Source organism: Candidatus Thiodiazotropha sp. LNASS1 (assembly GCF_964212655.1).
In the GTDB taxonomy this organism is placed as follows: Bacteria; Pseudomonadota; Gammaproteobacteria; order Chromatiales; family Chromatiaceae; genus Thiodiazotropha.
Window position 1 is genome coordinate 4,553,200 of the sequence record NZ_OZ156465.1, and the last position, 18,313, is coordinate 4,571,512.

The 18,313-nt window shown below is 52.6% G+C and carries 18 protein-coding genes and 1 other RNA gene; 13 read left to right on the plus strand and 6 right to left on the minus strand.

Annotated features, from left to right (window positions below; all coding sequences use genetic code 11):
* Positions 1-129: 129 nt before the first annotated feature.
* The 3 genes from AB8516_RS20310 (at position 130) to AB8516_RS20320 (ending at position 3,552) form a co-directional block, all read left to right on the plus strand.
* Positions 130-1,626 carry a phosphomannomutase gene (locus tag AB8516_RS20310; protein ID WP_369163000.1) on the plus strand — a complete coding sequence of 499 codons (1,497 nt, stop codon included), beginning with the start codon at positions 130-132 and terminating at the stop codon, positions 1,624-1,626.
* Positions 1,623-3,044: a mannose-1-phosphate guanylyltransferase/mannose-6-phosphate isomerase gene (locus AB8516_RS20315; protein WP_369163001.1), complete on the plus strand. Its 1,422-nt coding sequence runs from the start codon at positions 1,623-1,625 to the stop codon at positions 3,042-3,044. The genes AB8516_RS20310 and AB8516_RS20315 overlap by 4 nt, the downstream gene beginning before the upstream one ends.
* A 334-nt stretch (positions 3,045-3,378) precedes the next feature.
* Positions 3,379-3,552 (plus strand): hypothetical protein, encoded by a 174-nt coding sequence (locus AB8516_RS20320; protein WP_369163003.1) that lies wholly within the window; start codon positions 3,379-3,381, stop codon positions 3,550-3,552.
* 260 nt (positions 3,553-3,812) lie between these two features.
* On the opposite strand, the gene AB8516_RS20325 is transcribed toward AB8516_RS20320, so the two are convergent.
* The 3 genes from AB8516_RS20325 to smpB form a co-directional block, all read right to left on the minus strand.
* On the minus strand, positions 3,813-4,223 hold the full coding sequence (locus AB8516_RS20325; RefSeq protein WP_369163004.1) for a nuclear transport factor 2 family protein: 411 nt from the start codon (positions 4,221-4,223) through the stop codon (positions 3,813-3,815).
* Positions 4,224-4,668: 445 nt separating this feature from the next.
* Positions 4,669-5,034, minus strand: a transfer-messenger RNA (tmRNA) gene (ssrA, locus tag AB8516_RS20330).
* A gap of 65 nt (positions 5,035-5,099) precedes the next feature.
* Positions 5,100-5,579 carry an SsrA-binding protein SmpB gene (smpB, locus tag AB8516_RS20335; protein ID WP_369163005.1) on the minus strand — a complete coding sequence of 160 codons (480 nt, stop codon included), beginning with the start codon at positions 5,577-5,579 and terminating at the stop codon, positions 5,100-5,102.
* A gap of 138 nt (positions 5,580-5,717) precedes the next feature.
* On the opposite strand from smpB, the gene AB8516_RS20340 reads away from it, so the two are divergent.
* The 3 genes from AB8516_RS20340 to AB8516_RS20350 are packed head-to-tail and all read left to right on the plus strand — an operon-like array spanning position 5,718 to position 7,863.
* Positions 5,718-7,118 (plus strand): sodium-dependent transporter, encoded by a 1,401-nt coding sequence (locus AB8516_RS20340; protein WP_369163006.1) that lies wholly within the window; start codon positions 5,718-5,720, stop codon positions 7,116-7,118.
* 2 nt (positions 7,119-7,120) lie between these two features.
* Entirely contained in the window at positions 7,121-7,564 is a 444-nt protein-coding gene (locus tag AB8516_RS20345) for a type II toxin-antitoxin system RatA family toxin (protein ID WP_108290965.1), read from the plus strand.
* Positions 7,561-7,863, plus strand: coding sequence for an RnfH family protein (locus AB8516_RS20350; protein ID WP_369163007.1), 303 nt, complete (start codon positions 7,561-7,563; stop codon positions 7,861-7,863). Before AB8516_RS20345 ends, AB8516_RS20350 begins: the two co-directional genes overlap by 4 nt.
* A gap of 118 nt (positions 7,864-7,981) precedes the next feature.
* Here AB8516_RS20350 and AB8516_RS20355 read toward each other — a convergent pair whose 3' ends face one another.
* Positions 7,982-8,431: an outer membrane protein assembly factor BamE gene (locus AB8516_RS20355; RefSeq protein WP_369163008.1), complete on the minus strand. Its 450-nt coding sequence runs from the start codon at positions 8,429-8,431 to the stop codon at positions 7,982-7,984.
* 85 nt (positions 8,432-8,516) lie between these two features.
* On the opposite strand from AB8516_RS20355, the gene fur reads away from it, so the two are divergent.
* Positions 8,517-8,936 (plus strand): ferric iron uptake transcriptional regulator, encoded by a 420-nt coding sequence (fur, locus tag AB8516_RS20360; RefSeq protein WP_069121607.1) that lies wholly within the window; start codon positions 8,517-8,519, stop codon positions 8,934-8,936.
* Positions 8,937-8,953: 17 nt separating this feature from the next.
* On the opposite strand, the gene recN is transcribed toward fur, so the two are convergent.
* Positions 8,954-10,630: a DNA repair protein RecN gene (gene recN, locus AB8516_RS20365; RefSeq protein ID WP_369163009.1), complete on the minus strand. Its 1,677-nt coding sequence runs from the start codon at positions 10,628-10,630 to the stop codon at positions 8,954-8,956.
* The gene (locus tag AB8516_RS20370) at positions 10,624-11,529 is read right to left on the minus strand and encodes an NAD(+) kinase (protein ID WP_369163010.1); all 906 of its coding nucleotides are present in this window, start codon (positions 11,527-11,529) and stop codon (positions 10,624-10,626) included. The genes recN and AB8516_RS20370 overlap by 7 nt, the downstream gene beginning before the upstream one ends.
* 198 nt (positions 11,530-11,727) lie before the next feature.
* On the opposite strand from AB8516_RS20370, the gene hrcA reads away from it, so the two are divergent.
* The 6 genes from hrcA to AB8516_RS20400 all read left to right on the plus strand — a co-directional run bounded on the left by hrcA (position 11,728) and on the right by AB8516_RS20400 (position 18,125).
* A complete protein-coding gene (gene hrcA / locus AB8516_RS20375; RefSeq protein WP_369163011.1) occupies positions 11,728-12,783 on the plus strand; it encodes a heat-inducible transcriptional repressor HrcA in 1,056 nt (351 codons plus the stop codon).
* A 72-nt stretch (positions 12,784-12,855) separates the two neighbouring features.
* A complete protein-coding gene (gene grpE, locus AB8516_RS20380) occupies positions 12,856-13,473 on the plus strand; it encodes a nucleotide exchange factor GrpE (RefSeq protein WP_369163012.1) in 618 nt (205 codons plus the stop codon).
* Positions 13,474-13,556: 83 nt separating this feature from the next.
* Positions 13,557-15,500: a molecular chaperone DnaK gene (gene dnaK, locus AB8516_RS20385; RefSeq protein WP_108290953.1), complete on the plus strand. Its 1,944-nt coding sequence runs from the start codon at positions 13,557-13,559 to the stop codon at positions 15,498-15,500.
* 170 nt (positions 15,501-15,670) lie between these two features.
* Entirely contained in the window at positions 15,671-16,810 is a 1,140-nt protein-coding gene (dnaJ, locus tag AB8516_RS20390) for a molecular chaperone DnaJ (protein ID WP_108290951.1), read from the plus strand.
* A gap of 25 nt (positions 16,811-16,835) precedes the next feature.
* On the plus strand, positions 16,836-17,639 hold the full coding sequence (gene dapB, locus AB8516_RS20395; RefSeq protein ID WP_369163014.1) for a 4-hydroxy-tetrahydrodipicolinate reductase: 804 nt from the start codon (positions 16,836-16,838) through the stop codon (positions 17,637-17,639).
* Between the two features lie 9 nt (positions 17,640-17,648).
* A complete protein-coding gene (locus tag AB8516_RS20400) occupies positions 17,649-18,125 on the plus strand; it encodes a hypothetical protein (RefSeq protein WP_369163015.1) in 477 nt (158 codons plus the stop codon).
* The last annotated feature ends 188 nt before the right edge of the window (positions 18,126-18,313 follow it).

Below are 18,313 nucleotides of genomic sequence, written 5' to 3' on the forward strand. Positions count from 1 at the left end.
ACTGCAGGCTGTGATATGCTGCAGATTGTCTATATCGATCTATGGCCTGCCCCATATCCCTGAAAATCGCCTAAAATTGCTTACTCATGGTCTCAATTTTTCAATCAGACTGAGTAACTATCGATAGATATGAATAATAAGAACCTCTCTATCGCCACGCTGATGGAACAATCGGGTGTGAAGTTTGGTACCAGCGGCGCCCGCGGTCTGGTGGATGCAATGACGGATCGGATCTGTTTTGCTTACACCTGCGCCTTTCTCAACTACCTGAATGCCGAGGGCATGATCTCAACCGGTGATTCCGTGGCTTTTGCAGGTGATCTTCGTTCAAGCACACCAAGAATCATGGCGGCGGTGTGCAAGGCGGCCATTGAGTGCGGATACAAACCGGTCAATTGCGGTTTCATCCCTTCACCGGCGATTGCGTTGTATGGTCTGCATCAGGGCATAGCGACCATCATGGTGACTGGTAGCCATATCCCTGATGACCGTAACGGTATCAAATTCAACAGACCGGATGGCGAGATTCTGAAACAGGATGAAGCGGGGATTCGGCAACAGCTGATCGTGCTTGATGAATCCCTGTTTGATGGGGATCGGTTTGTACAATCACCGCGGCTACCTGAGGTGGATGATTCGGCCAGTGAGTTCTATGTCCAACGGTATCTGAACTGCCTCGGGCATGATGCGCTTTCGGGTCTGTATGTGGGTGTGTATGAACATTCCGGCGTGGCCCGTTCCCTTTTGGTGCGGATCCTTGAGGGGTTGGGGGCAAGGGTTGTCCGTTTAGGGTTCTCGGATGCTTTTGTACCGGTCGACACGGAAGCCATCAGATCCGAGGATGTGGCGCTGGCCAGACGATGGTCCAAGGAACATGCCCTCGATACCATCGTTTCCACCGATGGTGATGGTGATCGTCCCCTGATAAGCGATGAACATGGTCAATGGCTGCGTGGGGACGTTGCCGGTATTCTCTGTGCCGACTATCTGAAAGCCACCTGGGTCGTGACCCCTGTCAGCAGTAACAGTGCGCTTGAGTTATCGGATAAATTCGCCGGTGTAAAACGTACCCGAATAGGCTCGCCTTTTGTCATCGAGGCGATGCAGTCCCTGTTGCGGCAAGGCAGGAATGCGGTGGTTGGCTATGAGGCCAATGGCGGATTTCTCACTGCCGACAGTCTGCTGCTTGATGGTGGTGAACTTGCTCCGTTGCCTACCCGCGATGCCATGATTGTTATCCTGACCATACTGCTGCATGCGAAACGACAAGGTTTGAGGATATCGGAACTAGTCCGGCAACTGCCGCCACGTTATACCTACAGTGATCGGTTAAAGGCATTTCCCACTGAGCTCAGCCAGCGTATGTTGGCACGTTTTCAAACAGGTGAGCCCGCTGCCGATATACAGACTGTTGAGAGTGAGTTCAAGAACACATTCGGCAGCGTTTCAACAATAGACCATACCGATGGTGTGCGTATTACCTTTTTCGATGGTGATATCGTGCACATACGGCCATCAGGGAACGCGCCTGAAATGCGTTGTTATACTGAATCTGTCAGTGAGGCGCGAGCACAAGAAATGAATAAAATCTGCATAAACCTTCTCGAAGGTTGGAGAACACGATGATTATCCCTGTCATTTTATCAGGTGGATCGGGAACCCGGCTGTGGCCCCTCTCAAGAAGCGCCTATCCTAAACAGTTTATTCCGCTCAACGATGAAAAATCCCTCTTTCAGCAGACGTTGGAGCGTATGTCAGGAATATCTGGTGCAGGGGATGCGCTAATTGTCTGCAATGAGGAACATCGGTTTATGGTTGCGGAACAGATGCGTCAACTCGATATAACATCGCTTGGTATTATGCTGGAACCGATCGGTAGAAATACTGCACCTGCTATCGCCTGTGCCGCACTTTATGCCTTATCAAAGGACAAGGATGCAGTGTTGGTGGTAACGCCTTCCGACCATGTGATTCGAGATAATAGGCAATTCGTGGCGGCGATGTCGCAAGGCTTAGAGAGTGTGGATGACGGTAGCCTGGTGACATTCGGCATTGTGCCCGATAAACCTGAAACCGGTTACGGCTATATCCGCAAGCAGGATACATCCTTATCTTCCGGGGCCTTCCCGGTTGCCGAGTTTGTTGAGAAACCTGATCTGGAAACGGCGAAAGGCTATCTGGCCTCGGGTGATTTCTATTGGAACAGCGGTATGTTCGTGTTCCGGGCCGATGCCTATCTGCAGGAGCTTGAACAGTTCCACCCTGATATCCTGCAGGCTACCACCCGGGCATGCGAGCTGATAAAAACCGACTTGGACTTTCTACGTCTCGACAAGGAGGCCTTTAACGCCTGTCCCGCGGAATCGATTGATTACGCGGTGATGGAGAAGACGGCGAAATCCGTAGTCGTTCCCATGGATGCCGGTTGGAGCGATGTAGGGTCCTGGTCGGCTTTGGCGGATGTCTCGGTGGAGGAGGGAAACAATGGTAATGTGCTCCAGGGCGATGTGCTGATAAAAGGGGTCAGCAACAGCTATCTACGCAGCGAGAACCGGATGATCGCTGGCATTGGTCTTGATAATGTGATCGTCGTTGAAACCGCTGATGCGGTCCTGGTGGCGGATAAATCTCATGTCCAGGATGTAAAAGGGATTGTGGAGGAGTTGAAGGCTTCGGGCAGATGCGAGTACATCAGTCATGTCAGGGTCTACCGGCCGTGGGGAAACTACGAGACGGTGGATGAGTGCGATCGATTCAAGGTCAAACGCATTGTCGTCAATCCAGGCGCCAGTCTCTCACTGCAGCAACACCATCATCGGGCAGAGCATTGGGTGGTCGTCAAGGGAACGGCGCAAATCACTAAAGGGGAGAAGGAAATCTTACTGACAGAGGATCAGTCGGTTTATATCCCGTTAGGCACCAAGCATCGATTGACCAATCCCGGTTTGATCCCGCTTGAGATCGTCGAGGTGCAGACCGGCAGTTATCTGGGCGAGGACGATATCGTCAGATTTTCGGATGAGTATGGCAGGGACAACTGCTGAAGCAATCGCTCATGGTCTGTGATCATTGCACATTTAGGATATTGCCTCATCATAAATTACTTATATCCCGATCTGCCCATATACTGCGAAGACCGCTTTTCTGAAAAAAAAAGCGGCCATTCACCTGTAAAAGGGAAGTGATAATCGGCTTGTTTATGACACTGCACGCTACCCGTTAGCTTTAGTCAGGGTGAGGTGTGCGGTAGTGTGTGAAATTAATCACAAAATTACTTTTTTGCCCCAAAATTGATATTCGACCTTCAGCAAATCTTAAGATTTGTTTAGTAGTTTCAATCCCGCCTAATGTACGTGAAAAGACTACCTGGAGGCGAATATGAACTACGTGAAACTCTTCGCTATCTCGTCTGATGATCGACGTGACTATTATGAAAAAAGGATCTCTGAGCACACGCCGCCAATCAACGAACACGACAGGGAAATGATTCGTATGTATCAGCGTTTTCTGGATGTGAACAAACTGGAGAATGTACTGATCAGCCATCACTAACTTTTTATACGCATGATGGCATGATTGCCGAACGCCCTGTTATCGTGCTGATTGCGATGGATTGAATGGTAGGTTAGAGTCTGACCAAGCGGGCAAGTGTGGTATTCGGAATTTGTGCGGCAGTTGGCGGAATATCCGATTGATGGGTCACGGGTATTCCAGTCATTCCGCCTCATCGTTCACGAAACTACAATGCGGTTGTTTATACCAACCGTACAAGGAAGTCCGGCATGGATCCTTGGATACCCTGGATTGATGGATTATTGAAGGGTATGTTGAGATCGTCCAGCCTGGACCATTGAAGCATGATGCTGGACCATCAACCAGCCACCCTCGAACTTTTGATAGACATTGGTGGCCAATATCAATGCATATGCCTCATCGCCGGTTGAAATCTCCTCGGTCACAAGGTGTACCGCCAGGTCACCCGAGAGTGCAGTTTTAACCACTTGGTATCTTATATCTGGACGCTGCGCACCACTAAAGATATTCGACCAGCTACGCACTACCTTTTCATGGCCGACAATTGCGCCGGCGCCGGGATGGATGCAGACCACATCCCCATCGGCCCACAGTGCCGCCATCAATTGCTGATCACAACGCATAAAGGCCTCGTAATAGATGATCTCAGCCTCATCCGGCGTTCTCAGTTCCAGTTTATTGCCGATCATGATCTTCCTGTATATGTGATGTGTACATCCGAACAATTAAAGAAGTATCGTTCGATGGGACTCATCATTTTCTGCGAACCACATGGGCAACCCGACAAGTGACTACTGGATAATTGCAAACAGGCTGTTGCCATTCTGAAATCGCTGACGGTTTAATCGAGCCACTGTCGGCGAGTCATCCGCATAGAGAGCTGTATGTCGATATATGTGACGGCATTCAGGTTTATTATCCGATTTGCCCTTACAGATAATCACACCCATCCTGTGAGCACGAGTGTCTTACCCTAATAATGCCGCTGACATTTGCTGAGGTGACACTGAAACTACACTGTAATGTGTAATATTTGGGGCAGTCTCAATGGATTGTGTAGCACAAAATATAGATACAAAAAAACCCGTATTGCACGGGTATATGGACGTTATCGATTATATTTAGATAGTGATTTGGTGGAGGCGGGCGGATTTGAACCGCCGTCCGCGAGTCCTCTGCCCAGAGTTCTACATGCTTAGCCCTGTCTATTGTATTTAACCGGTCACTACCCGATGGGCAGGGTATGTGACAAGCGATCCCGGTAAGGTTTTAACATCTCCGCCCCGGACGAGCTTCAATGCGATCCTATGAGATATGACGCCTGAAATGCTGGACGCATAGGCACGGCTCCAGTCAGACGGCACCCTACTGGGTATTAAGCAGCGAGTGCGTAGTTGTCGTCGTTGGCAACTATAAGTTTGCAGTTGGATTTACGAGGTACTCTGCGCCTCGGCATGCACTATAGGTTTTGCAACCCCCGTCGAAGCCTACGTCGCCCCCATACGGTAAGTGAATAGACATTATAAGTGAGTGGTTAGTTCCTTGTATACCTTGAAGACAGAAGCCTAACCTTTCTTGAACAGGCGCTCCTTTTCCCGTTTCCAGTCACGATCTTTTTCAGTGGTGCGCTTATCGTGCATTTTCTTGCCCTTGGCGAGACCGATCTCCAGCTTTGCCAAGCCCTTTTTCCAATACATGGCTGTGGGTACCAGGGTGTAGCCTTTACGCTCGACCAGACCGATGAGCTTGTTCAACTCACTGCGGTGGAGCAGCAGTTTCCTGGTACGGGTCGGGTCCGGGTGGATATGGGTGGATGCAGTACTCAGTGGGACGATATGGGCGCCAAACAGGAAGGCCTCACCCTCTTTGATGGTGATATAGCTCTCCTTGATCTGTACCCGACCCTCGCGCAGGCTTTTTACCTCCCATCCCTGCAGGGCGATACCCGCCTCATAGCGCTCTTCGATGAAAAAGTCATGCTTGGCTTTTTTGTTCAGCGCGATTGTGGCGCCACCGGAATTTTTCTTTTTCGCTTTTTTAGCCATGCGGTCATTTTAATCGTGACGGGAGGTTCTCACCAGAGGTGGCTTGTTAAACGATGGTATTTTACGGAAAATGGTTCACTTTCATGCGTATAGCATGGTATTGATTGTGCGTTATATGCAATAGACAAGGCGGGTTTCATGGCTGAAAGACAATCCATCCACGGTCAATGGTCCTCGAGACTGATCTTTATTCTTGCTGCAACCGGTTCGGCCGTTGGGCTGGGTAATGTCTGGAAGTTCCCTTATATAACAGGTGAAAACGGTGGTGGCGCATTTGTCATCATCTACCTGCTCTGTATCGCTGTGGTGGGCATTCCGATCATGATGGCGGAAGTCATGCTGGGTCGACGGGGCAGGCAGAGCCCGATCAACACCATGACCACCCTCAGTGCGGAAGAGGGTGCCAGCAGGGAGTGGTCTCTGGTCGGATGGAGCGGTGTGCTGGCCGGTTTTTTGATCCTGTCATACTACAGCGTGATAGCCGGGTGGGCACTCGCTTATGTCGTCAGGGCGGCCTCAGGGGGATTCGAAGGGGTGGATGCAAGTGGCGTTCAGAGCCTGTTCAACGGTTTGGTGGGGGATCCCGAGCGGCTCATGGCCTGGCACACGCTGTTTATGCTGATGACCATGTTCGTTGTGGCCAAAGGGGTCAAGGCGGGTCTGGAAAAGGCCGTGACCTATCTGATGCCTGCACTCTTTATCTTGCTGGTTGTGTTGGTCGGTTATGCCATGAATACCGGCTTTTTCACCCAAGGCCTCGATTTTCTTTTCACCCCCGATTTCTATAAATTGCTATACAGCTGCCAGGTTGTGGATGGTGTGGAGCAGTGTGAGGTGAGCGGCAGTCCCATATTGGTCGCCATGGGGCATGCCTTTTTCACCCTCAGTCTGGGTATGGGGGCCATCATGGTTTATGGCTCATATATGCCGAAAAAGGCCTCGATTGCCGGTTCGGCTATCTTGATTGGCCTACTCGACACCCTGGTGGCATTGGTGGCCGGAATGGCCATATTCCCCATCGTATTTGCCAACGGTCTGGAGCCGGGGGCCGGTCCGGGCTTGATCTTCCAGACCCTGCCTATCGCATTTGGCGCCATGCCCGGTGGACAGTTTTTTGGCACGCTCTTCTTTGTGCTGCTTGTGTTTGCGGCCTGGAGTTCGGCAATCTCGCTGATTGAGCCTGCCGTCGCCTGGCTGGTCGAGAACCGCAATATGACCCGGATCAGGGCAGCCGTGTGGCTGGGTTTGGTGACATGGGTTCTGGGCCTTGGAACGGTATTCTCATTCAATATCTGGTCAGATGTTAAATTTTTCGATAAGACCTTCTTTGATCTGCTCGACTACCTGACGGCCAATATCATGTTGCCTCTGGGCGGTTTGCTGATAGCGATATTCAGTGGTTGGCTGATGAAAAAGGAATCCAGCCGGGATGAGTTCGCCATGCGGCCTGCCGGTTATAGTGTCTGGTGGACGCTTATTCGATACGTTTCACCCCTGGCGGTGATCGTGGTCTTTCTCAACGCCATAGGAATACTCTGAAGGTGCCGGTTGTCAGTAAGAGCGCGTTGGTGCTGCACTCCGCACAACAGATGTATGATTTGGTCTGTGACTTCGAGGCATACCCGGATTTCCTTCCCTGGTGCAGCGACAGCCGGTTGATCTCCCGTTCGGCGGAAAAGCTGTGTGGTGAACTCGAGGTCTCGCGGGTTGGGATACGACAGCGTTTTGCCACCTGTAATTATCTGGTGGAAAACGAAAAGATGGATATTGAGCTGTTGGAAGGCCCGTTTCGCAAGCTGCATGGCGGTTGGCAGTTTACCGAGCTCCAGCCCGGGGCCTGTAAAGTGGAGCTGTTGCTGGAATTTGAGTTTGCCGGAAAGTTGATCGATGCCGCATTCGGCCGTGTTTTCAGTCAGGTTGCCAATTCCCTGGTAGATGCTTTCTGTAAACGGGCCGATGAGGTCTACGGAAATGGTGTGAAATGATATTTGAAGTTGCATTCGGCAGGCTTGAAGAACAGGCGATATTATCGATCGAATCGGCAGAGCCATTAACGGCTGAACAGGCCATTGAAGCCTCCGGTATCCTGCAGATGTTTCCAGAGATCGATCTCAAAGCAAATAAGATTGGGATCTTCGGCAAGGCAGCAAAACTCGATACGGTTCTGAGTGAAGGTGATCGGGTGGAGATCTACCGTCCATTGATCGCCGACCCGAAGGAGGCCCGCAAGAAACGCGCGGCGGAAGGCAAGGTGATGCGCAAAGGTGGTGGGGAGAAAAAGTAGAGCCTCGGTAATGTGACTGGCTGTTAGTGAACACCGATCACCAATGATAAACGTATAACGGCAATCATGTTTTTTCGAGCCCGAGCCCTATCGGATTTGGCGATCCCCAGGGTCTGATCTACTCATCTTCGCCGAGTCCCAGCGAGTACCAGAGTCTTTCCAATATACCCAGATCACCATCGTAATCGGGTACATTGACAAGCAGCTCTTTTTTCTCCAGATTGGAATCGCTGTCACTGGCGGGCTCGATATCTCCACCGAAACGAGACAGTCGGTCACCCTCGAAGTAGAGGCTGTAATGCTTGATCTCCATCGGTTCGTTACGTCGTTTGACGGTGAACAGATAGTCCCAGCGCTGTTGATGGAAGACATCGATCAACATCGGTGTGCCGAGGGCGTATCGCACCTGGCGTTTACTCATGCCGGGCTCCAGTAAGGCAACCATCTCAGGCGTGACGATGTTCCCTTGCTCGATGTCCGGCGAGTGGACCAGAGAGAAGTCCTCCCAGGAGCTGCAGCCAGTGAGCATGGGCAGGAGTGAGAAAATGATGATGAGAATCTTTTTCATTACGAGTACAATCCGAAAGCAGCCATAATATTAACGCATTCACAGCGAATCAGCAGCCCTGTTTTTTTTAGGCTGGAGAACTTGGATGGATAACCAGGATATACGTAAAGCCGGTCTCAAAGTCACGCTCCCCAGGGTCAAGATCCTGGAGCTGCTTGAAAACTGCGATCAACGACATGTCAGTGCTGAAGATGTCTATAAGCTACTCCTGGACAATGGAGAGGAGATCGGCCTGGCCACTGTCTATAGGGTTTTGACCCAATTCGAGAGCGCGGGTTTGGTCACACGTCACAATTTCGAGGGCGGCCATGCGGTGTTCGAGCTCGAGCGGGGCGGCCATCATGATCACATGGTCTGCGTGGTCTGTGGCAAAGTCGAGGAGTTTATCGATCCTACCATTGAGAAGAGACAGCACGAAATAGCCAAAAAACATGGCTTCGAGATGGTGGATCACTCGCTGATCATCTATGGGCACTGCGGCAATCCCAAATGTAATGTGGGTTGAGTGCTGACCGGCTTCAGTTAGTTTGGACCTGATGCCATGTTTATCATCTCCTGGGCATGTGCCAGTGTCTGTTCCGTGATCTGAACGCCGCCAAGCATTCGTGCGATCTCCTGAATCCGCTCCTCCTCCTGGAGTTTGGCAATCGCTGTCCAGGTGGTCTTTTTTTGGGTTGTCTTCAGCACCTGGAAATGATGCATGGCCTGGGCGGCAACCTGTGGCAGATGGGTAACACAGAGGATTTGCCGATTGCCGGCAAGGGCGCGTAACATCTGACCAACGATTTCGGCCACCCCACCACCGATGCCCACATCCACCTCATCGAACACCAGGGTGGGGGTTGAGCCGCAGCGGATGGTGGCAACCTGAATGGCGAGACTGATCCGGGAAAGTTCGCCGCCTGATGCGACTTTGCTCAATGGCTGAAGAGGCATGCCCGGATTGGCGGATACCATAAACTCCACCTGTTCGAATCCGTCGGCGGTGGCCTGGTCTTGCTGCAGTTCACGCAGCGAGACCTTAAACTTACCCCCGGGCATCCCCAGTTTTTGCATCGCCTGGGTGATCTCGCCGCTGAGGCGTTGCGCCACATCTTTGCGTTTTACGCTGAGTTCTCTCCCCAGTTCCAGATAGGCGGCGCGTTGTTGATCCACAATCCGCGTCAGTTCCGCCAATTCAACCTCACTGTTTTCCAGTGATTTCAGGTCCTTCTCGATATCAGACAGTTTGTCTGTCAACTGCTGCGGTTTGACGCGATATTTACGCGCCATGTCGTGAATCGCGCTCAATCGTTCCTCCAACTGCTGCAGGCCTGCGGAATCGTGCTCCATATCGTTCAGATAATTTCGCAGAGACGCCAGGGTTTCATCCACCTGGATCAAGGCACTGTCAAGCAACTGTTGTGGTTCGCTGAGGGTCTCGTCGAGCTGCGTCGCTTCGGAGAGACGCTCCACATAGCTGGAGAGTCTGCTGCGCATGGCCAGCTGCTCATCATCCAATCCATTGATGATCACCCTGCAGGTATCACCCAATTGCTCCTGATGGCTCAGTCGTTTGTGCTCATGCTCCAGGTTGAGCCATTCGTCGCGTGAGAGATTGAGACTGTTCAATTCATTGGCCTGATATCTAAGCAGATCCATGCGGGAAGCCCGCTCCTCTGCCGCGTCGGTCAGACTCTCTAATTTGTTCAATTCCGATTGATAGCGCCGATACTGCTGCGCGAGTTGTTGCGCCGGTTCGAGAAGCCCGCCATAGGCATCCAGCAATCTGCGCTGATGGCTGTTCTTGAGCAGGGATTGGTGGGCGTGCTGTCCGTGAATCTCCACTAAATGGGAACCCAGTTCCTGTAACTGTTGCAGGGGAACATTGCGGCCGTTGATATAGGCCTTGGAACGACCCTGCCGATTGAGGCTACGGCGCAAGATACACTCATCCGCCTCGTCAAGCTCCTGATGCTTCAGCCATTCGGATGCCTCCGGAAGATTTTTCAAGTCAAAGACGGCAGTAACTTCAGTGCGGTCGCTGTCGGCCCTGATCAGGCTGTTGTCGGCACGTTCGCCAAGCGCCAGCCCCAATGCATCGATTAAAATGGACTTCCCGGCCCCCGTTTCGCCGGTAAGCGCGGTCAAGCCATCCAGCAGTTCGAGCTCCATACTGGATACTATCGCCAGATTGTGTACCTGTATCTCAATCAGCATCGATTGTTTTTCGGATTTTCCGACCAGCCCAATTTGGCGCGCAGAATACTGTAATAGTCGTAGCCCTGTGGATGAATCAGACGCACCTGGTGCACAGCCTTGCGGATCTTTATCACCTCTCCGGGCATTGCAGGGAAGGTAGCCTGACCGTCACAGGTAATCTGCACATCCTCAGCGTGAGCCGGGTGGAGATGAATTTCAATCGTACTGTCACCATCCACCACAATCGGGCGATTACTCAGAGTGTGGGGACAGATGGGCACCATCACCACGGCATTCAACGTGGGATAGAGCAGAGGGCCGCCACCGGAGAGGGCATAGGCCGTGGATCCGGTCGGGGTGGAAACGATCAGTCCGTCGGAGCGCTGGTCGTTGACCAGTTGATCATCCACGTAGGTCTCGAATTCAATCATACGGGCAATATTCCACTTGTGCAGTACCACATCATTGAGCGCAAGGATATTTTGATGGGGTGAGGATTCATCGCCCATGCTGACTTCCAGCAGGAAGCGGCACTCCTGCTCATATTGACCGTTAAGAATCTCCTCAAGCTTGGCTGTCATCTGGTCGGGTGACAAGTCAACCAAAAAACCGAGCCGGCCCAGATTGATACCCAGGATGGGAATATTCTGACTGGCGAGTACCCGGGCTGCATGCAGCAGCGTACCGTCACCACCGACGACGATGACAAGATCACTGTGGCTTGCCAGTTCAATTTGAGGGACGCTGGTGAGCGGTTTCCCCTTCAGAAGGCGGCAGGTGGCCTCTTCGAATATAACCTCCTTGTTCTGGGATAGTAGAAACTCATACAGCGTAAGCAGCGTCTCTTTTACCGTGGGGTCGCCATGCTTGCCGATTAATCCAATCTTTTGGAAGCGTGTGTATCTGCTATCTGACATCGGAAAAATATCGTGTAAAGCTTGACCGGTACGGATTTGGCATAGGGATACGCAACGTTAGCATGCCGATAGGGGCAATCCAAGCATCCCATATCCGGCATCGCAATGCTTGACTACCCAGATGTGAGTTGCTAATTTCCTTATCAATTGGCACTCATTTGGATAGAGTGCTAACAACGGTTTCGGAGATTCCCATAGGTGGCAAACAAATCGGTCAGTGATAGCGTTGTCAACGAGCGTGCCCAGCACTTCCTCAAGGCGCTGATCGAGCGCTATATCCGCGATGGCCAGCCTGTGGGTTCCCGCACCCTGGCGAAAGATACCGGTCTTGATCTCAGTCCCGCCACGATCCGCAATGTGATGGCCGACCTGGAAGATTTGGGTCTGGTCTCCTCTCCCCACACCTCTGCAGGCAGGGTACCCACAATAACCGGTTATCGGATGTTCATCGACTCGTTGTTGACGGTACAAAATCTTAATAATCAAGAGGTTGAGAGGATACGAAAGGAACTTATGGTGGGAGGGGAAGAGAGTAGTGATGTCTTGAAATCCGCCTCCAAACTCCTCTCCGGCGTCACCCATATGGCAGGCGTGGTGACCCTGATCCGCAAGGACAAGAACAACTTTCGCCAGATTGAGTTTCTTCCTCTCTCCGATCGCCGGGTACTTGCCATACTTGTCACCGAAGACGGTGAGGTACACAACCGGATTCTGCATACTCACCGTGACTTCATACGCGCAGAACTCGATCAGGCTGCCAATTTCCTCAACAAATCCTTCGCCGGATACGAGATGGAACTTGTGCGTCAGCGGGTACTACAGCAACTAAACGATGCTCGAGACCATTTTGACCAGGTCATGACCCAGGCACTGACCATGGCGGGTGAGATGGTCAATGCCAGCGAAACCAAAGAGGACTGTGTCATCGCCGGCCAGACAAACTTGATGGAGTTTGCCGAACTATCCGGTCTCGAACAGCTACGGAAGCTGTTCGATGCCTTTACAGAAAAGAGAGAGATTTTACATCTGCTGGATCAGTTCCTGGATGCCGAAGGAGTGCAGATCTTCATCGGTGAGGAGTCTGGGTATCAACTGCTCAATGGGTGTTCAGTGGTCACCGCTCCCTACCAAGTCAATGAAGAGGTGGTCGGTGTATTGGGTGTTATCGGACCTACCCGCATGAATTACGAGCGTGTCATTCCGGTGGTGGATATCACGGCAAAAATTCTCGGTGCCGTATTGAAAAAACACTGATCATCCCCATTTACAGAGGATTGTACGCCGTAGGGCGTAATCCTGTTCCATCTATAATAGAGGTCAAACGAAGTGATTGAAAAGGATCAAGCGCAAAATCAAGCAGAAGCCGTAGATGAGACGGAAGCAGCTGAAGCTGAACCGGAAAGCGAGCATGAGACAACCGAAGAAGTAGATAACTCTCAAGAGGAACAGCAAGAGCTGACCAAACTGCTGGAAGATGCGCGGGCCAAGGCGGATGATCACTGGGATCAGCTGATGAGAACCCGTGCGGAACTGGAAAACATCCGCAAGCGTAACCAGCGGGACCTGGAAAATGCGCATAAATTTGCGCTGGAGAAATTCTCCATGGATCTACTTCAGGTGTGGGACAGTCTTGAGTTGGGCCATCAAGCCGCCCAGGATGAGCTGGTCGATGTGGACAAACTTCGTGAAGGCACCGAACTGACCCTGAAACTCCTGGTTGATGTCATGCAAAAGCATGGTATCGAGCAGGTTGATCCTGATGGTGAGCCGTTCAATCCGGAATTTCATCAGGCGATGTCGATACAGGAGCGCGATGATGTTGCACCCAATACCGTGGTGGCCGTGGTGCAAAAAGGATATCTGCTGAACAGCCGTTTGCTGCGTCCGGCGATGGTGATGGTCTCCAAAGCCGGATCTGGGGCGGCGATAGACGAAGAGGCTTGAATCGAGGCTACTTGACCCCACATTAGGGACAGTCAGCAAAGAATTACATATTTTCAATACAAGATTTCGGAGACACAAACATCATGGGTAAGATCATCGGTATCGATCTGGGAACCACCAACTCCTGCGTAGCAGTGATGGAGGGGAGTTCCACGAAAGTGATTGAAAACAGCGAGGGTGACCGCACCACGCCTTCCATTATTGCCTATGCCAATGATGGTGAGATCCTGGTCGGCCAGTCCGCCAAGCGTCAGGCTGTGACTAATCCGCAAAATACCCTGTTTGCCATTAAGCGTCTGATTGGAAGGATGTTTAACGATGATGTGGTGCAGCGCGATGTGGACATGGTGCCCTACAAAATTGTCAAGGCGGACAATGGTGACGCCTGGGTTGAGGTGAATGGCAAGAAGATGGCGCCGCCGGAGATCTCCGCCAAGATCCTGCAGAAGATGAAAAAGACCGCTGAGGACTACCTGGGTGAAGAGGTGAAAGAGGCGGTTATCACTGTGCCGGCTTATTTCAACGATTCCCAGCGTCAGGCTACCAAGGATGCCGGTCGTATCGCCGGCCTTGATGTGAAACGCATCATCAATGAACCGACAGCCGCGGCGCTGGCCTACGGCATGGACAAAAAGCGGGGTGATCAGACCCTGGCGGTCTATGACCTGGGCGGCGGTACCTTCGATATCTCTATCATTGAAATCGCAGAAATCGATGGCGAGCATCAATTCGAGGTACTCTCCACCAATGGTGACACCTTCCTCGGTGGTGAAGATTTCGATATGCGCGTCATCGACTACCTGGTGGATGAGTTCAAGAAAGATCAGGGTTTTGATCTGCGGAACGATCCCCTGGCGCTGCAGCGCCTGAAAGAGGCGGCTGAGAAGGCCAAGATCGAGCTGTCATCCAGCCAGCAGACAGATATCAACCTGCCCTATATCACGGCAGATGCAAGTGGTCCCAAGCATCTGAACCTCAAGCTGAACCGCTCAAAGCTGGAATCGCTGGTGGAAGATCTGGTGACACGCACCATCGAACCCTGCAAGATTGCCCTGAAGGACGCCGGGATTACAGCCTCCAAGATTGATGAGGTGATCCTGGTCGGTGGTCAGACCCGGATGCCTAAGGTGCAAGAGGCGGTGAAGGCGTTCTTTGATAAAGAACCTCGCAAGGATGTCAACCCGGATGAGGCTGTCGCCATTGGCGCCGCGATACAAGGCGGTGTACTGGGCGGTGATGTCAAAGATGTACTACTTCTTGATGTGACTCCGCTCTCCCTCGGTATCGAAACCCTGGGCGGCGTGATGACCAGGCTGATTGAGAAGAACACTACCATTCCCACCAGCGCCTCGCAGGTATTCTCCACGGCGGACGACAATCAGACGGCGGTAACCGTGCATGTATTGCAGGGTGAACGCGAACAGGCGGGGGCCAATAAATCCCTGGGACGCTTCGATCTGAGCGATATCCCGCCTGCACCGAGAGGGGTACCGCAGATCGAAGTCAGCTTCGACATCGATGCCAACGGCATTCTCAATGTCTCCGCCAAGGACAAGGCGACCGGCAAGGAACAGTCGATCGTCATCAAGGCCTCTTCCGGGCTGAGTGACGATGAAGTCGATCGTATGGTCAAGGATGCTGAAGCCCATGCGGATGAGGACCGTAAGTTCCACGAACTGATCGGCGCCCGCAACCAGGCGGATACTATGATTCACGCCACCAAGAAATCGATGGAAGAGCTGGGCGATGATAAGCTTGAAGCCGGTGAAAAGGAAGCGATCGAGGGTGCAATCAAGGATCTCGAAGAGGTCATGAAAGGCGATGACAAGGATGCCATCGAAGCGAAAACCAAGGTGCTGGCGGAAGCCTCTGGTAAGATGGCGGAGCGGCTCTACGCCCAGAAGGGTGCAGAGGGTGAAGCCGCGGCCGCTGACGCGGGTGCGTCTGGTGCGGAAGCATCCTCTGATGCTGCCGGGGATGACGTTGTCGACGCTGAGTTCGAAGAGGTTAAGGACAACAAAAACTAATCAAGGATTCCAGTCCTGCAAACCGTGCATCGGCAGCCCTGCCGATGTGCGGTTTTGGCGTTATACGGGCATGAAACTAGCGCCTGTTGAATGAGTGTTGACAGGCCCTATTCAGACAGCTGGACAAATGATGTATCTCAACAAATAACAGTAGTAAAAGATAAAAAACCATGGCTAAACGTGATTATTACGAAGTTTTAGGCGTCAACAAGAATGCCAGTGAGGCCGATATCAAAAAGGCCTATAGACGCCTTGCCATGAAATTTCATCCGGACCGGAACACCGGGGATGCCGCTGTCGAAGCAGAAGAGAAATTCAAAGAGGCCAAGGAAGCCTACGAAGTATTGACCGATGCGCAAAAGCGCGCGACCTACGACCAGTTCGGACACGCCGGTGTCGATCCCAGCATGGGTGGCGGTTTTGGTGGCGGCAGCGCCAATTTCTCAGATATCTTCGGTGATGTATTCGGCGACATCTTTGGCGGGGGACGTGGCGGCGGTGGCGGCTCTCGCGTGCATCGCGGCGCCGATCTGCGTTACAACCTGCAACTTTCACTGGAAGATGCAGTCGCTGGAACAACGGTCAAGATTAGGGTGCCGACTCTGGTGAAGTGTGATGTTTGCGCTGGTAGCGGTGCCCGGAAAGGGACTACCCCAAAGACCTGCGATACCTGCGGCGGCCATGGTCAGGTACGCATGCAGCAGGGATTCTTCTCAGTTCAACAGACCTGTCCACGCTGTCATGGTAAAGGAACCATGATCGAGGATCCCTGCCCTAACTGCCATGGGCAGGGGCGCGTACAGGAGCACAAGACTCTGTCGGTCAAGGTGCCGCCCGGCGTCGATTCCGGTGACCGTATTCGCCTGGCCGGTGAAGGTGAGGCTGGGGAGCATGGTGGTCCACCCGGTGATCTTTATGTACAGGTCGCCGTGAAGCCTCACGAAATTTTCAGCCGCGAGGATAATCATCTCTACTGTGAAGTGCCGATAAGCTTCGCTGTGGCCGCCCTGGGTGGTGAGCTGGAGGTGCCCACACTGGATGGTAAGGTGATCCTGAAGATTCCCGCAGGGACACAGACCGGCCGCCTGTTCCGGATGCGCGGCAAGGGTGTCAAGCCGGTTCGTGGTGGCCCCATGGGTGATCTGATGTGCAGGGTGCTGGTCGAGACACCGATCAAACTGACTGCCGAACAGGAGGACCTGATCAAGCGACTCGACGAATCCATGAAAAAGGGTGGTGCGAAGCATAGCCCTCATTCCACCAGCTGGGTTGATGGAGTGAAAAAGTTCTTTGAAAATATGGGCTTTTAAAGCAAATCTAGAAGGGGCGCATCGGATGACAAGAATCGCAGTGGTTGGCGCGGCGGGACGCATGGGCAGATCCCTGGTAACGGCGGTTAGCGAAACTGAGGGATTGGTTCTGGGAGCTGCGACGGAGCGCAAAGGGAGCCAGCTGATCGGCCAGGATGCAGGTGAACTGGCGGGTATCGGTCATCTTAATGTCTCCCTGGAAACAGATTTGAAAGCGGTCGTTGACGATTTCGACGTGCTGATCGACTTTACCACTCCCACCGCTACCATGGCCCATCTGGCGATCTGCCGCGAAGCGGGCAAGCATATGGTGATCGGCACCACTGGCCTGAATGAGGCAGAAAAGCAGGCATTGCAGGATGGGGCCGATGGTATTGCGATCGTGTTCGCACCCAATATGAGTGTTGGAGTCAACCTCAGCTTCAAGCTGGTCGAAATGGCGGCCAGGGTTTTGGGCGATGAGGCGGATGTGGAGATTATCGAGGCCCACCACCGGCACAAGGTCGATGCACCTTCCGGTACGGCACTGAGATTGGGTGAAGTGATTGCGGATACCCTTGGTCGGGATTTAAGTGAGTGTGCCGTCTATGGTCGGGAGGGAAAGACCGGTCCTCGGGATGGCAAGACTATCGGCTTCGAGACCATCCGCGCAGGGGACGTGGTCGGTGAACACAGCGTCTGGTTCGCCATGGAGGGAGAACGGGTGGAAGTGGTGCATAAGGCATCAAGTCGGATGAATTTCGCCCGCGGCGCCATCCGGGCTGCCGGATGGGTGGTAGGCAAGGAGAAGGGACTGTTCGACATGCAGGATGTGTTGAGCCTGAAATAGTTTGTGGGAATGAAGAGCATACACAGTCTCGGTATCTTACTGGTCATTGTCAGTTTCCTGTCTGTCGGTTGCAGTGAAACTCCTTTGAGTCCGGAGGAACAGCTCCGAAATCTCATCAGTGAGGCTGAAACCTATCTCGAATCGCGGGATCTCTCCTCAGCAATGGCCTTTGTCGATCCGGCTTATAGGGATGAGAGCGGACGGGATTTCAGGGGGCTGAAGGCAACGCTGCTGGGCTATTTCATGCGTCACAAATCGATTCACATTATATCAACGATTGATCAGATCGATTTACGCTCCGAGAATGAGGCCGAAGTTGTGCTCTTTGCCGGACTTGCCGGGTCTCCACAGGAGACGGATATGACGCTCTCCCAATGGCGCGGGGAGCTGCTGCGTTTACAACTCATGTTTACTCGTAGTGATGATGACTGGCGTTTGCAGAAGGCGCAGTGGCGCCGCGCCACACCACAGGATTTTGCTCTCTAGGACCATTCGGTTCAACGGATCTCACAAAATTTCGATACTTAAGCTCCGCCGGCGAAGCAATTTATCGATAGACCGGAATACCACCTTCTCCTTCGCTCGAGGGGAAAGGAAAAACGGGCCAAGAAGGGTGGGGTGTCCTAAACCTGGCCCGGAACCTGCATTTATCTTGTCGACTGAAAGCGACAACA